This window comes from Pseudochrobactrum algeriensis, assembly GCF_018436245.1.
In the GTDB taxonomy this organism is placed as follows: Bacteria; Pseudomonadota; Alphaproteobacteria; order Rhizobiales; family Rhizobiaceae; genus Pseudochrobactrum; species Pseudochrobactrum saccharolyticum.
This window is the reverse complement of record NZ_CP075361.1, coordinates 3,266,512-3,281,574: the sequence shown is the minus strand read 5'-3', so window position 1 is coordinate 3,281,574 and position 15,063 is coordinate 3,266,512. Positions and strand designations below refer to the sequence as shown.

14 protein-coding genes and 1 tRNA gene are annotated in these 15,063 nt (G+C 50.4%); 2 read left to right on the top strand and 13 right to left on the bottom strand.

Annotated elements, in window-relative coordinates; translation table 11 throughout:
* Nucleotides 1–139: 139 nt before the first annotated feature.
* The 4 genes from KHQ09_RS17315 to KHQ09_RS17300 all read right to left on the bottom strand — a co-directional run bounded on the left by KHQ09_RS17315 (nt 140) and on the right by KHQ09_RS17300 (nt 3,966).
* A complete protein-coding gene (locus tag KHQ09_RS17315) occupies nt 140–1,108 on the bottom strand; it encodes an ABC transporter substrate-binding protein (RefSeq protein WP_075653910.1) in 969 nt (322 codons plus the stop codon).
* Nucleotides 1,109–1,329: 221 nt separating this feature from the next.
* Nucleotides 1,330–2,457, bottom strand: a complete 1,128-nt coding sequence (locus KHQ09_RS17310; RefSeq protein ID WP_213599556.1) for an NAD(P)-binding domain-containing protein — start codon at nt 2,455–2,457, stop codon at nt 1,330–1,332.
* A gap of 84 nt (nt 2,458–2,541) precedes the next feature.
* Nucleotides 2,542–2,618: transfer RNA gene (locus KHQ09_RS17305), tRNA-Arg, on the bottom strand.
* Nucleotides 2,619–2,769: 151 nt separating this feature from the next.
* Nucleotides 2,770–3,966 carry a M20 aminoacylase family protein gene (locus tag KHQ09_RS17300; protein ID WP_213599553.1) on the bottom strand — a complete coding sequence of 399 codons (1,197 nt, stop codon included), beginning with the start codon at nt 3,964–3,966 and terminating at the stop codon, nt 2,770–2,772.
* A gap of 425 nt (nt 3,967–4,391) precedes the next feature.
* On the opposite strand from KHQ09_RS17300, the gene KHQ09_RS17295 reads away from it, so the two are divergent.
* Both KHQ09_RS17295 and KHQ09_RS17290 read left to right on the top strand, forming a co-directional pair.
* Entirely contained in the window at nt 4,392–5,474 is a 1,083-nt protein-coding gene (locus KHQ09_RS17295) for a D-alanyl-D-alanine carboxypeptidase family protein (protein ID WP_213600080.1), read from the top strand.
* Nucleotide 5,475: 1 nt separating this feature from the next.
* On the top strand, nt 5,476–6,633 hold the full coding sequence (locus KHQ09_RS17290) for a CobW family GTP-binding protein (RefSeq protein WP_213599551.1): 1,158 nt from the start codon (nt 5,476–5,478) through the stop codon (nt 6,631–6,633).
* A gap of 110 nt (nt 6,634–6,743) precedes the next feature.
* On the opposite strand, the gene KHQ09_RS17285 is transcribed toward KHQ09_RS17290, so the two are convergent.
* The 9 genes from KHQ09_RS17285 to odhB all read right to left on the bottom strand — a co-directional run bounded on the left by KHQ09_RS17285 (nt 6,744) and on the right by odhB (nt 15,002).
* A complete protein-coding gene (locus KHQ09_RS17285) occupies nt 6,744–6,977 on the bottom strand; it encodes a sulfurtransferase TusA family protein (protein ID WP_213599549.1) in 234 nt (77 codons plus the stop codon).
* Between the two features lies 1 nt (nt 6,978).
* Nucleotides 6,979–8,208 (bottom strand): L,D-transpeptidase family protein, encoded by a 1,230-nt coding sequence (locus KHQ09_RS17280; RefSeq protein WP_213599547.1) that lies wholly within the window; start codon nt 8,206–8,208, stop codon nt 6,979–6,981.
* Nucleotides 8,209–8,550: 342 nt separating this feature from the next.
* Nucleotides 8,551–9,504 carry an acetyl-CoA carboxylase carboxyltransferase subunit alpha gene (locus KHQ09_RS17275; protein WP_075653906.1) on the bottom strand — a complete coding sequence of 318 codons (954 nt, stop codon included), beginning with the start codon at nt 9,502–9,504 and terminating at the stop codon, nt 8,551–8,553.
* A gap of 134 nt (nt 9,505–9,638) precedes the next feature.
* A complete protein-coding gene (xerD, locus tag KHQ09_RS17270) occupies nt 9,639–10,574 on the bottom strand; it encodes a site-specific tyrosine recombinase XerD (protein WP_213599545.1) in 936 nt (311 codons plus the stop codon).
* Nucleotides 10,564–10,791 (bottom strand): hypothetical protein, encoded by a 228-nt coding sequence (locus KHQ09_RS17265; RefSeq protein ID WP_075653904.1) that lies wholly within the window; start codon nt 10,789–10,791, stop codon nt 10,564–10,566. Before KHQ09_RS17265 ends, xerD begins: the two co-directional genes overlap by 11 nt.
* A gap of 154 nt (nt 10,792–10,945) precedes the next feature.
* Complete coding sequence (gene lpdA, locus KHQ09_RS17260; protein ID WP_213599543.1) at nt 10,946–12,352, bottom strand: dihydrolipoyl dehydrogenase; 1,407 nt, start codon at nt 12,350–12,352, stop codon at nt 10,946–10,948.
* 72 nt (nt 12,353–12,424) lie between these two features.
* Nucleotides 12,425–12,862 (bottom strand): hypothetical protein, encoded by a 438-nt coding sequence (locus tag KHQ09_RS17255; RefSeq protein ID WP_420801487.1) that lies wholly within the window; start codon nt 12,860–12,862, stop codon nt 12,425–12,427.
* Nucleotides 12,863–13,025: 163 nt separating this feature from the next.
* A complete protein-coding gene (locus tag KHQ09_RS17250) occupies nt 13,026–13,685 on the bottom strand; it encodes a LysE family translocator (RefSeq protein ID WP_116088617.1) in 660 nt (219 codons plus the stop codon).
* 99 nt (nt 13,686–13,784) lie between these two features.
* Complete coding sequence (odhB, locus tag KHQ09_RS17245; RefSeq protein ID WP_213599539.1) at nt 13,785–15,002, bottom strand: 2-oxoglutarate dehydrogenase complex dihydrolipoyllysine-residue succinyltransferase; 1,218 nt, start codon at nt 15,000–15,002, stop codon at nt 13,785–13,787.
* Between the last annotated feature and the right edge of the window lie 61 nt (nt 15,003–15,063).

The following is a 15,063-nucleotide window of genomic DNA, read 5'->3' as shown; positions in this document are numbered from 1 at the left end:
GAGTATCTTTTGTTTTGCGGTCTGTGCCGGATTTAAAAGATACAAAGGAGATGACCCGGATATTGAGGTCTAAAAAATTGAACCCGAATATCCGGATGATGAAAAACCGGTAAAGGTGCTTTACCGGTTTGAATGCAGATTATTCTTTGATGACTTTGCTTGCGCGATCGACCACAGCTTGCGGGATTTCAATACCCATTTTCTTTGCTGCAACCAGATTGACAACAAGATCTGTACCGGCGGCAACTTTCACCGGAATATCACCTGGCTTTTCGCCCTTCAGAATACGGACAACAACTTCACCGGTCTGCTTGCCAACATCATAATAGTTGAAACCGAGAGCGATGAAAGCACCGCGGCTGACGGAATCTGTATCGGCAGTCATCAGAGGAATCTTGGCTTCTTCCGCAACACTGACCGCACCTTCAAGCGCAGAAATAATAGTGTTGTCGGTCGGGATATAAATCAGGTCTGCTTTACCGATCAAAGCGCGGGCTGCGCCCTGAACTTCAGCCGATTTGGTTGCAGCTGATTCAACCACTTCCAGACCACCTTCTTTGGCCGCAACTTTCAGGCCCTCGAGAAGCGAAATCGAATTGGCCTCACCGGAATTATAAAGGAAGCCGATGGTCTTTACATTCGGAGCTACTTCTTTGATCAGTTTTATGTGATCAGCAACCGGTGAAAGATCGGACAGACCGGTGACATTGCCGCCAGGCTTTTCCATGCTTTTAACAAGCTGTGCGCCAACCGGATCAGACACGGCAGTAAACACAACCGGAATATCGCGGGTGCCGGAAACCACGGCCTGCGCAGATGGTGTGGAGATCGGTACAATTACATCCGGTGCTTCGCCGATGAACTGACGGGCGATCTGTGCAGCTGTAGCAGGATTGCCCTGAGCAGACTGATAGGTGAATTTCAGATTTTCACCTTCTTTAAAACCGGCTGCGGCCAGTGCATCTTTTACACCGTCGCGGGCAGCATCAAGAGCCGGATGTTCAACAATTGCTGTGACAGCAACACTGACATCTTTGGCATTTGCCGGTGCAGCAATCATTGTTGTGGCCATAGCTGTCGACAGCAAAGCCAGGAAAAGTGTACGCATGAAAATCTCCCTCTGTTCCGCGTCCCGATCAAAACGAATAATCAGTTCTCGGAGAGAGGTCAACGCGCATCATATGGGATAGTCAAGAGGCGGACACTTTAGCGCTATTCTTACCGGCAGGCGTGGCGGTAAAAGCATAGTTGTTTCACGTGAATCATCGTGGTTAGCAAAAACTTAACGACATATTTTATGATTTACAGGTTTCACGAAATCAAAATCCGTTATGCATATTGTTTATGCAGCTCAAGATATTCGCTCAGCTCTTTAGCTGCTGCAGCGCCTGCGCGATTAGCTCCGATGGTTGATGCCGATGGTCCATACCCTACCAGATGAATGCGCGGATCTTTGACAACTTCTGTTGCCAGTCTGCCGCCCATAATAATGCCGCCATTGGTTTCGCGGATTTGTAATGGTGCAAGATGATCCAGTGAACTGCGGAAGCCGGTACACCATAAGATGACATCGGCGTGTTGTTCTGTGCCGTCTGTCCAACGGATGCCTGTTTCTGTTATCTCGCTGAACATTGGCAGGCGGTTTAATGCGCCGCGTTCACGGGCTGCGCGTAATGCGGGGGTGAGGGGAACACCGGTTACGGAAACAACAGAGCCGGGGATTAAACCGCGACGGACACGATCTTCGACAATGGCTACAGCTGCGCGGCCATCTTCTTCTGTAAATGGTGTTTCCCGAAATTGCGGTTCGCTGCGGGTTACCCATGTTGTTGTGGTGACCTGTGAAATTTCATCAAGCAGCTGCAGAGCGGAAATACCACCGCCAACAATGACAACATGTTTGCCGGCGAATGCTTCAGCTGTCTGATAATCGCGGGTATGAAGCTGCTGTCCTTTGAAAAGTTCAGCACCGGTATAATGCGGTATGACCGGTGTCTCCCAGGTGCCGGTGGCATTGATTAATCCGCGGGCAGTGAAAGTTTCCCGATCAGTTTCAATACGAAAACGCTCATTGCGCTCACAAACAACATTGACGCTCACCGGTCTGTAAACCGGCAAATGAAACTTCTTTTCATAGGCCGCATAATATCGGGGAACAGCAATGGATGCTTTGACCTCTGATACTTCCGGCTCCAGAACATCTGAGAAGGACATGCCCGGAAGGTCATGAATCCGGTTTACTGTGCTGAGTGTGAGGGTAGGCCAGCGATATTGCCATGCGCCGCCGGCATCGGGCGATTTATCGAGAATGATAAAATTCTTGCCCGCCTGCAGGCCAAGTTTTTGTAAATGATAGGCAGAAGACAAACCGGCTTGTCCGGCACCGATAATGAGAATATCGGTTTTAAAGGCCATATGCAGTGCCGGTTTTGTTACAGTCTCTTGATTATCACTCATGGCCAGAATCCGCTTTATCGAACAACTAAACCTTACTTAGGTTTTTGTTCCGTTCATACAAGCGGTTGGTAGGGGAGAGAGAAATGGTGATCCCGACTGGATTCGAACCAGTGGCCTACAGATTAGGAATCTGTCGCTCTATCCTACTGAGCTACGGGACCGGATAGTATGGTGCACACATACTGATTTTTTGACCGTAAGCCAAGGGCAGGCAGGGCAGAAAATACCGGAATAGTCTGATGAGAAATAAAAAGCGAAGAGGGGATTATGCCTCTTCGCTGAACAGAAACCTGTTTAATTTGCAGTCTGAGATCAGGCTGCCATTTTCTCAGCCGGCGCTAGCTGCGCGTCTTTGAGACGATATTGTGCAAGCTCAACCCAGTAGCTCATGCCATAGGGCAGGGCATCATCATTAAAGTCATAGGCCGGATGATGCAGGTTTGCGCTCTCGCCATTGCCGAGGAAAATATAGCAACCCGGACGCGCTTCGAGCATATAGGAGAAATCTTCGCCACCCATCATCGGTTCAACTTCACGGGTGATCGGACCATTGATGCTGACCTTGTCAGCAACATCGGCGGCGATTTCTGTCTGGCCGGAATGGTTGAATGTCACCGGATAGTTGTTTTTAAAATCAAGATCGATCTTGATATTATTGAGCAGACCAAAGGCTTCACAATGGGCACGTATACGCTGCTCGGCAAATGCACGGTTGTGCTTTGTGAGGCTGCGTACTGTGCCCGCGAGCACGGCTTTTTCCGGAATGATATTGTAAGCTTCACCGGCATTAAATTTGGTGACCGAGATTACCAGTGAATCCAGCGGGTTTGATCCACGTGAAACAATGCTCTGTAATGCGGTGACCAGCTGGGAGCCGATAACGATCGGATCAATATTGCGATGCGGCTGTGCGGCATGGCCGCCTTTGCCGTTAATGGTGATGGTAAATTCATCAGTCGCGGCCATGATCGGGCCTTTGCAAACGGCCAGTTCACCGACAGGAATGCTCGGCATATTATGCATGCCGTAAACTTCAACAATATTGAAGCGCTCCATCATACCGTCTTTGACCATGGCCAGACCACCGGCACCGCCTTCTTCAGCTGGCTGGAAAATGACGATGACTTCGCCGTAGAAATCACGGGTCTCGCAGAGAATTTTTGCAGCGCCCAGCAACATAGATGTGTGACCGTCATGGCCGCAGGAATGTGCCTTACCCGGATTTTGCGAAACCCATTCCGGAGTGCCGGTTTCAGTCAGCGGTAATGCATCCATATCCGCACGCAGACCGATTGCCTGACCTGCGCCTTTTTTGCCTTTAATGACGCCGACAACACCGGTGCGTCCGATACCGGTAACAACTTCATCACAGCCGAATTCACGCAGTTTTTGTTCTACAAATGCCGCAGTTTCATGCACGTCATAGAGTAATTCCGGTTTGCTGTGTAAATGTCTGCGCCACAGGCTGACTTCCTGTTTTAATTGTGCGGCGCGATCTAAAAGCGGCATTTCTGTTCTCCGAACCTGTGTGCCTCTCCTCCGAGGCATTATGAGCGAGGCGGTATGTGGACTGCATAAAACTGAAATCACTCGTCACAGTAATGATGCAATAAAATTATACACACTATGAGCGGGTGTGGGTAAAACACAACGCTCTCAGATAACATAGTGTGTTTTATAAAATTTCGCCAATCGGTCTTTGCCTTTTATGCAGTGTCTGAGGTAGAAAAGTTTACTTAAGAAAAATGTGCAGGCATTTTTTCTGATGACCGGATTTTTGCCGCTTTATACCGTTTGAAGACCTGACGAAACAAATGCAGGTTCTGATCTGCGGTGAAGCAGGATATAGTTCCGGATATCTGAATACCGAATATTACGCCTTGAAAGGTGGTCATCCCATGATCCCGAATATTTTAAAACAATCTGTTCTGGCAATGACTGTCTCATGCCTTGCAATTTCGCAGGCTGTTTCAGTGGCGCAAGCCAATCCCTATATGGCTGTTGATGTGTCGACCGGTAAGGTACTGGCGCATAATGATGCTTTTAAGCGCTGGTATCCGGCATCGCTGACCAAAATGATGTCAGCCTATGTGGTGTTCCGCGCTTTGCGCTCCGGTCAGAAAACACTGGAATCACCGGTGCGTATGTCTGTTGCGGCGACAAAAGAACCGCCGAGTAAAATGGGCTATAAAGCCGGTTCGGTGATGACACTGGACAGTGCTTTGAAAATCATGATGGTGAAATCCGCCAATGACGTGTCCGTTGCGGTGGCTGAATCCGTTGGCGGCAGCAAAGCCGGATTTGCAAAAATGATGAATGCCGAGGCAAGACGCATTGGCATGTTCGGTTCAAACTTTACCAATCCGCATGGTCTGCCTGATCCGAACAATTATTCGACCGCGCGCGATATGGCTTTGCTTGCCGCGCAGCTGCGTCGTGAATTTCCTGAATATGCCCATTACTTTAATACGGAGGCGATTGATCCGGGTGAGGGCAAAAAAGTTCAGGCCAATTACAATATTCTGCTCGGCCGGTTTAACGGCGCTGACGGTATGAAAACCGGCTTCATTTGTGCTTCCGGATTTAACCTCGCCGGTTCTGCAACCCGAAACGGTCGTACAATTGTTGCTGTTGTGCTGGGTGCAGCCAAACAGGAAGACCGTGCCGTGCAGGCTGCGGAATTGCTGCAAAATGGGTTTGCTACCCGTGGCGGCGGTGGCGCAACACTTGCCAGCCTTGCTCCTTACGGGGGCAATAATAATCAGGCCACAGATTTGCGGGCGCAGATTTGCAGCCAGCAGGCTATGTCGGATCGCTGGGACGGGCGTGATGTGGAAGGCCGCTTGAAAATCAATTCGCCTTATATTACGGCGATGACCCGTGAACCGGTCGCGGTTCCTGTCGGACTGGTTGCCAAAGCACCGGAAGTGCAGGCAGGCGGTGTGCTGCATATTTCACAAGTGCCGATTCCGATGCAGCGTCCTATGCGCGGTAATCTGACAACAGCAGTGAATTAACATGTCCTTCAAACCGATCAGCATTTCTGTGCTCACAGGTTTTCTGGGAGCAGGAAAAACCACATTACTAAACCGGCTGCTGAAAGATCCTGCCTTGCAGGATACGGCGGTTATCATCAATGAATTTGGTGATGTCAGTATAGATCATCTGCTTGTTGAGCAGACGGCTGACGGGGTTATCCAGCTTGCAGATGGTTGCCTGTGCTGCACCGTTCGCGGTGAGCTGGTGGATACACTGGCGGATTTGATTGAACGGGTGCAGATGGGCAAGATCAATGCCTTGCAGCGCATTGTTATCGAGACAACCGGTTTGGCCGATCCGGTGCCTGTATTGCAGGCGCTGATGGGGCATCCGGTTTTGATGCAGGTTCTGAAACTCGATGGTGTGATTACCGCAGTTGATGCTGTGAATGGTATGGCAACATTGGATGCCCATATCGAGGCCGTGAAACAGGTTGCTGTTGCCGACCGGATTGTTCTGACCAAATCTGATCTTGCCGATACAACACAGATTGCAGCTTTAATGACGCGGATCAGAAACCTTAATCCGGCAGCCGAAATCTATGACAATGTTGCTGATGATATCGGTTATGCAGCTTTGTTTGATTGCGGATTGTACAATCCGGCAGGCAAGACACCGGACGTGCAGAACTGGCTGAAAGCAGACAGCTATGATGACCATCACGACCATGTTTGTGAGATACATGGTGCAGGCTGTTCCGGCCATCATCACGGTGAGCATGGACATCATCATCACCACCATCACGATGAGACAATCCGTTCATTCTCGCTGAAACATGATGCGCCGGTACCTTTTGCAGCCATTGAAATGTTTCTGGATTTGCTGCGCTCTACCCACGGCGACAAATTACTGCGCATGAAAGGGATTATCGCTGTTGCTGAAGATGCTGAACGACCGCTGGTTATTCATGGTGTGCAGCAGATTTTACATCCGCCTGTGCGCCTGAAAAGCTGGCCGCTGGAATTACAGGACAGCAAATATCAGACACGTCTGGTTCTGATTACCAAAGATCTGGATGAGACCTATATACGTGATCTGTTTGATGCGTTTTTAGGCAAGCCACGTATTGATCAGGCTGATGCACAGGCTCTGACTGATAATCCGCTGGCAATTCCCGGTTTTTCCATGAAGGGCTAAAAGTCTTAGAGCGGTTTACGTCCAGATTGGATCATAGTGCTCGCTCTAGATTCTTTATTTGGTCGCATTATCACGGGCGTCAAGTTGATCCAACTTGACTGTGAAATGCTCTAGCCTTTCTCTATCAGAAAATGAAAAACCCGACCCTCATTCTGCTGTTCCAGCAGAATATGCCCTTCTGACTGACAGAAATGGGCAATATCAAGCGGGGAAAGCGGATCAGTGGTTTCAATCCTGATCCGGTCACCGGCAGACAAGTCTTGTAATTTTTTGCGGGTTTTCAAAACAGGTAAGGGGCATTGCAGCCCCTTAAAATCATAAAAAACTTCAGCTTCAGCGGTCATTTTATTGGCCGGTCAGCCGGTTCCAGAGAGATTTCTTCTCAGCTGTTGCCGCCGGCATATCCGGTGTTACCTGAGGGGCAACAACGGCTGTTGCTGCCGGATTATTGTTCGGCACAGGAACAGAAGCGGTTGCATTCTGATCCAGAACAGGCTGGGCTGCCGGTACATTAGCTGCAACCGAGGTTGCAGCAGGTGCTGTTACAGGTGTCTGAGCGATCGCTGTCGGTGCAGCAGTATCCGGCGCGCCCGGTGTTTCGGAAGAGGCAGGGCTTAAGGATGGCGGCGTGCGGGATACTTTCTCACCACGTGCGCGACGTGCACTCCAGTCAGATACCAGTTTTGCTTCCTGAACACCCATGATTGAAGGCGCAGGCTGTTTTTTCGATGATTTATTCAGCGCACTCGAAAAAGCTGCGTCATAGGTTTTCTGGTAGCTGGAATAAGCAGACTGGATTGAATCCGGCTGTGACATTGGCGGGCAGGCGGCAGAAGCCGAAAGTCCCTGCTGTCCCGGGAAGTTCTGATTAAAGACGTAACGCTTGCCGCAAACATCGACTTTCGGCGGTACTTTTGTAATTTCGAACTGGTCATAGCCTTCTTTAAGCATGGTCCAGAACTGGTAATTCGGATCATTCTTATAGCGCGCCATATTGGCGGCGGTCATACGGAACGGATAGGCCTGAACCTGAAAATCGCGCTGACCACCCTTAAAGGCATCGCGTCCGAAAGCATAAATTTCGGACATGCTTTCGTCAGTCATGGAATAGCAACCGGCAGAAGAACAAGCGCCATGCACCATCAGATGCTGACCGGTACGGCCATTGGCACGGTCATAGGCATTCGGAAAGCCGAGATTGAACGACAGGTAATATTGTGAATTCGGGTTCATCTGCGCAGCAGAGACCGAATAGAAACCCTCCGGTGCCTGACGGTCACCCTCTACATATTTAGGACCGAGTTTGCCTGACCATTTGCAGATCTCATAGGAGGCAACCATGTCATAGCGGCCGTTGGTTTTCTGTTTCCAGACTTCCAGAACGCCTTCTTCCTTGAAGATACGCGCCATAACCGGCGATGTCTTGTTCATGCCCTTGGCTTTAATTTTAGCCAGAACTTTGGAAGGCAGCTCACGCTCTGCTTTGGCGCCGACACCATCAAAGACTGAACCCTGACAACCGGCAAGTGCTACGGTTGCGATCAGTGAAGCAAAAATTGCAGTTCTGAGTTTCATGAGTGTCACCGGCAATATTAGGCAAGAGTTGGAACAAAATATCCTGAAATAGCAAAAAGGCAAATTTTCAGCCGCAATCAGTTTGTCCCGTAGTATCGGTCAGTATGATTGATAAAGTGTTATTAACTTAGCATCGGGCAATATTTACAACAAATGACCCGTATTGACCATATGTCTTAGAGCAGTTCCTGTGACGGCTGAATTGCCGGAAATGCTCTCTCTTTTTGTTAAGCACATTGTCCAACGTAAAACGGCTTAGCACTTTTGCCGGAAATGCTCTTAAAACATAAAGGCCGCGCTGGTTGCGCGGCCTTTATGTGGAACAAGTGGTTGAAATCTCACTCAGAGATTACGACCCATGGCCAGATATTTCTGACGACGTTCCTGTTTCAGTGTTTCGCCGTCCACGCCTTCAAGAGATTTCAGCGCTGTTGCGATCACTTCGCCTGCAGCATCGATAATCGCATTTTTACCGCGATGTGCGCCGCCGAGAGGCTCAGGAATAATATTATCAATGATTTTCAGCTCAAGCAGATCCTGCGCAGTGATGCGCATATTGGTGGCTGCATCTTTGGCACGGGTCGAATCACGCCACAGAATAGAAGCAGCACCTTCCGGTGAGATCACCGAATAGATTGCATGTTCGAGCATGTAAACGCGGTTGGCGACAGCAATCGCAATCGCACCACCGGAACCGCCTTCACCAATCACAACCGTGATAACCGGTACACGCAGTTTCAGGCTCATTTCCAGCGAGCGAGCAATGGCTTCTGCCTGACCGCGCTCTTCCGCACTCACACCCGGATAGGCGCCGGCAGTATCAATGAATGTGATTACCGGCAGTTTGAAACGGTCAGCCAGCTCCATGATACGGATGGCTTTACGATAGCCTTCCGGACGCGGGGAGCCGAAATTATGTTTCAGGCGGGTCTTGGTGTCGTTGCCTTTTTCCTGACCGAGCACCGCAACAGCTTGACCGTTAAAACGCGCAAAACCGGCCTGAATGGCCTGATCTTCAGCAAAGTTACGGTCACCGGCCAGCGGCGTGAATTCTGTAAACAGGCGGTTCACATAATCCAGACAATGCGGACGGTCCGGATGACGGGCGATCTGCACTTTCTGCCAAGGGGTGAGTTTGCGGTAAATATCTTTCAGCGCGTCGCTAGAGCGCTTTTCAAGGCGCCGTATCTCATCACTCATCTCGACACTGCCGCTTTCCTGCGCCAGTTTTTTCAGTTCGAGGATCTGACCATCGAGATCTGCGACGGGTTTTTCGAAATCAAGGTAATTATACATATGACCTGACTATTACGCTCCGGAGACTAAAACCATCAGACATTAAGGTCTGAGAGAGGGTTTCATCTGTCCTATATAGATTGTCTGACAGAAAAATCTATCTGCCGAATATGTTTCTCTTAAACTTCATAGCGTCAATCGGCAAGCGGATGATGCGTTGCAACGAGGTGATGCAGTCTTTCTTCCAGCACATGGGTATAAATTTGTGTCGTAGAAATGTCCGAATGGCCTAATAATTGCTGAACTGCACGTAAATCTGCACCATTTTGCAAAAGATGGCTGGCAAAGGCGTGACGCAGCACATGGGGAGAAACCGCAGCGGCTGCAATACCGGCACGCGCTGCCAGTGCTTTCAGATCACGGGCAAAGACCTGCCGTGCCAGATAACCGCTTTCCGAGCGGGCAGGAAACAGCCAGGGACTATCCTGCCATTCCGGTACTCTGTCACGCAGACCCACATAAAGTTGCAGGACATTCTGCGCTTTGACCGAGAGCGGTACCATACGTTCTTTGGCACCTTTACCGCGCACCAGCAGAAAACGCTGATTGCTGCGGATGGTTTTTTCCGGCAGACCGACAAGCTCGCTGACACGCATACCGGTGGCATAGAGCAGTTCCAGAAGCGCATGCAGACGCACGGCGTTGAAATAGCCGCTCATATCTTCCTGGGGCTGCGTTTCTGTTTCAGCCTGCGTCAGCAGCTTTGAAACTGTGTCTTCGCTCATAATTTTTGGTAGCGCCTGATTTTTCTTCGGCGCATCGATAATGCCGGTCGGATCGTCGCTGCGCATGCCTTCAGTATAGAGAAAGCGGAAGAATTGCCGCAAAGAGGAGAGGCGGCGTGCCTGTGAAGTGGAAGCGAAGCCCTGAATATTCATCTCATCAAGGCAGGCTTTAATATCGACGGAATTGGCTGAAACCAGTCCGGTTTTGCGACCTGCCATAAATTCCGCAGCGGTTTCCAGATCGCGGCGATAGGATTCCAGCGTATTCCCGGCGGCACCCCGTTCAGCACTCATCATTTCCAGAAAGGAGTCAATGGCGGCATCTGTTGAGAGATTATTCTGCATCTTCAGCCTCCGGTTCACCCTCTGTATAGGGCGATGGCACAGGGGCAGGGCTGACAGGTGCAGTATCGCGCGGTTGCTGCACCATTTTATGTGCCGGTACGCGCACAATAATCTCTGATGTCACCGGACTGACTGTTTTCACAAGCACCAGCATCAGCCCGTAAATACAGGCAGAAATCAGAGCCAGAATGATAATCAGGCGGGTGAGGGTTGGCATAGAGGCAGCAGTGCTTTCATTTGGTTAGGCTTTATTTAGTGCATTGTGCCCTGATAATCTCAATAAAGCCTAACTAAATTCGACAGGAAAAAGAAAAGGCCCGGTAAAAACCGGGCCTCGCATTCTGTATAATCCGCAGATTATATCTGACCAATTACATATGGATCGGCTTATCGTAAGTGGCCATTGCCGATTCACGAACAGCTTCCGACATGGTCGGATGTGCGTGGCAGGTACGCGCCAGATCTTCCGAAGAACCGCCAAATTCCATCAGAACGGTCAGTTCGTGGATCATTTCACCGGCATTGTAGCCGAGGATATGCGCACCGAGAACTTTGTCGGTGGCTTTGTCAGCCAGAATTTTCACAAAACCGTCTGTGTGTTGCATGGCGCGTGCACGGCCGTTGGCTGTGAACGGGAATTTACCGACTTTATATTCAATACCGGCAGCCTTCAGTTCTTCTTCGGTTTTACCAACAGAAGCCACTTCCGGCTGAGTGTAAACAACACTTGGGATCACATCAAAATTGACGTGGCCTTTCTGACCGGCGATGATTTCTGCAACGGCAACGCCTTCATCTTCGGCTTTGTGCGCCAGCATCGGGCCTTTAACCACGTCGCCGATCGCATAAATTCCGGCAACATTGGTCTGCCAATGATCGTTGATCGCAACGCGGCCGCGTTCATCAACAGCAACACCGGCTTCGGCCAGACCCAGACCATCTGTGTAAGGACGACGGCCGGTCGAGATCAGAACGGCTTCAGCTTCAAGGGTCACTGCATCGCCGCCTTTAACAGGCTCGAAAGTAACCTTGGCGCCATTGCCGGATTTTTCAACTGCTGTCACTTTAGCGCTGAGTTTGAAATCAATGCCCTGCTTGGCCAGCATGCGCTGGAACTGCTTGGAAACTTCACCGTCCATGCCGCCGAGAACTTTGTCGAGATACTCAACAACAGTCACTTTGGAGCCGAGACGCGACCATACGGAACCGAGTTCCAGACCGATCACTCCGCCGCCGACAACAACCAGAGTTTCAGGCACTTTGGTGAATTCCAGCGCGCCGGTTGAAGAAACAATGACTTTCTCATCAATATCAACATTAACGCCCGGAATACCGGCAACATCAGAGCCGGTGGCGATGATGATGTTTTTGGTTTCGAGTTCTTTGACAGAACCGTCTTCAGCAGTCACAGAAACTTTGCCTGCAGCAACAACTTTACCAAAACCGGTGAAAGCTTCGATCTTGTTCTTCTTGAACAGGAATTCAACGCCGGTAGTGTTGGCTTTAACAGTTGCAATTTTATGCGCCAGCATTTTTTCGAGGTTCAGCTTCGGTGCGCTCACTTCAACGCCGAGCGCGTCGAAAGAATGACCGGCTTCAGCAAAAACTTCAGAAGCGTGCAGCAATGCCTTTGAAGGGATACAGCCGACATTGAGGCAGGTGCCGCCGAAAGTGCTGCGTTTTTCAACAACGGCAACTTTCAGGCCGAGCTGGGCAGCTTTGATAGCTGCAACATAACCGCCGGGGCCGGTACCGATAACAACGACATCATAAGACATTGCTTAATCCTTTTAACTCTTTTTAAGTCCGTTCAGGCAGGGGATTTCTGCATGAAGACAAGGGTCGATCTTTTATTCTTCGGGTGTGCAGGCTTTAAAGCGAAACACTTCCCAGCTCAGCGGCTCGGCCGGTTTGGCCGTTCCAAAATCATAACTGTCCAGCATACTGACAAAATCCGGCAGGAGGATTGCTGCGGCAGCCGGTTCATCATTGCGGGGCAGAAACTCTGCATCTGCACCATCTTTAAGCGCATATACTACGCCCTGCCAGATTGTGCAGTCATCAATTTCATCTTCAGCTACATCATCGCTGGCGCAATTATAAGTGATTGTTGCAGAAGGGCGGGCTGCGCCTTCTGACCACTGGACAATGCCCTGTAATTTGAATTCAGGTTTGTCATTGGCAATGATTGTGAAGCTGTTGCCTGACTGCTCATCGTCTTTTTGAACAGGGCTGAAAGTCAGGGTGTAATTCTGGTCTTTGTCGGAATAGCTCGCACGGTTTTGCATACAGGCCGCCGAAGCAACCGCTGTGGCGGTCAGCAGAATTGTGCAGCTTGCGAGACAGGCAAAAGTCTTTTTTAAAATGACTGTTTTGATAAGCATTTTTCCCTCACCGGGCTTTAAAAGTCTGATTTACAGCATCGGCCTGAAGTACGATGCGTCGTTCTTTCTAATGGGCTTGCTGGCTGGCCAGCTTAATTCCTAATCCGATAAATACCATACCGGTCACGCGATTAAACCATGCACCCAGAGCGAAAAAGCGTTTACGCACGGGTTCCAGCGTAAAGAACAAAGTCACAATTGCAAACCAGCCGATGACGACGATTGCGATCAGAATCCCGTAAATACCCTGAATTGCAGCCGGTGTTTCATGGCTGACAAGGGATGAGAACAGGGAGAGGAAAAACAACACGGCTTTCGGGTTCAGCGCATTGGTGATGAAACCCATAGTAAAGCAGCGCTTGGCCGAAATTGCTTTTTGTTGTGGTTGAGCAGCTTCGCCGTCTGTCTGAATTATTTTATCTGCATCGGCTGCATTGAGCGGTTTTTCGCGCAGCGCCTTGATGCCAAGATAAAACAAATAGGCAGCACCTGCCCATTTAATCAGCGAAAACAGAAACAGAGACTGGGATACGATCAGGCCGATACCGAGGATCGTATAGGAAATGTGGAACATCAGCGATGCGCCGATGCCTAAACTGGTGATGAAGGCTGCACGGCGGCCATGCACAATGCTCTGACGCACAATCAGCGCGAAATCCGCACCGGGTGCAACGAGCAGGATCACGAATACCGCCATCAGACCGGTGAATTCGATCACATACTGCATGAGAGGCTCCGTGAGATCAGAAAAAGAAAGAGCCGCAGGGCTCAGAAAAGATGCAGTTGAAAAGAGCGCTGTCGTGAGACAGCGCTCTTAGTCAGTTTATTACAGGTCGAGAACCAGACGTTCCGGATCTTCCAGGCTGTCCTTAACGCGAACGAGGAAGGTCACAGCTTCTTTGCCGTCTACGATACGGTGATCGTAGGACAGAGCCAGATACATCATCGGGCGGATAACGATCTGACCGCCGACAACAACCGGACGTTCCTGAATTTTGTGCATGCCGAGAATACCGGACTGCGGTGCGTTCAGGATCGGGGAAGACATCAGGGAACCATATACACCACCATTGGAGATGGTGAATGTGCCGCCCTGCATATCAGCCATGGAAAGCTGACCGTCACGGGCTGCACGACCAAGACGACCGATTTCTTTTTCGATTTCAGCAATCGACATCTGGTCTGCATCGCGAACAACAGGAACCACGAGACCCTTGTCTGTACCGACAGCAACGCCGACGTGAGCAAAGTTCTTGTAGATGATGTCTGTGCCGTCGATTTCGGCATTAACAGCAGGAATTTCTTTCAAAGCGTGAGTTACAGCTTTGGTGAAGAAACCCATGAAGCCGAGCTTAACGCCGTGCTTCTTCTCGAAGATATCTTTGTAGCGTGAACGCAGATCCATAACAGCCGACATGTCGACTTCGTTATAGGTGGTCAGCATGGCTGCGGTGTTCTGAGCATCTTTCAGGCGACGTGCAATGGTCTGACGCAGACGGGTCATTTTCACGCGTTCTTCGCGTGGTGCATCACCGGCAGGGGACGTAGGACGTGCAGCAACTGGAGCGGCGGCGGCTGCAGGTGCAGTGCCTTTTGCAAGCGCTGCAAGAACATCGCCTTTAAGAACCTGACCACGCTTGCCGGAACCGTCAACCTGATCACTGTTCAGGCCGGCTTCAGCCATCAGCTTGGCAGCTGCCGGTGCCGCAGGCATGGAAGAAGAAGCTGCGGCAGGTGCAGCAGCGGCTACAGGTGCAGCGGCTGGCGCAGCAGCAGCAGGTTTTGCAACAGGAGCAGCAGCTGCGCCCGATGCATCAATCTGGCCGAGCAGGGCATCGAGACCAACATTGTCACCTTCCTGAGCGGTGATTTCTGTCAGAACGCCGGAAACAGGCGCAGGAACTTCAATAGAAACCTTGTCAGTTTCCAGTTCAACCAATGGTTCATCAGCAACGATAGCGTCGCCGACTTTTTTGAGCCATTTGCCGATAGTTGCCTCTGTGACGGATTCCCCGAGGGTGGGAACGCGGATTTCGGTTGCCATGGTTTTATCTTCCCTGGATCTTTAATCTGAATGATAGGCGACCCGCTGAGGATAAATCAGC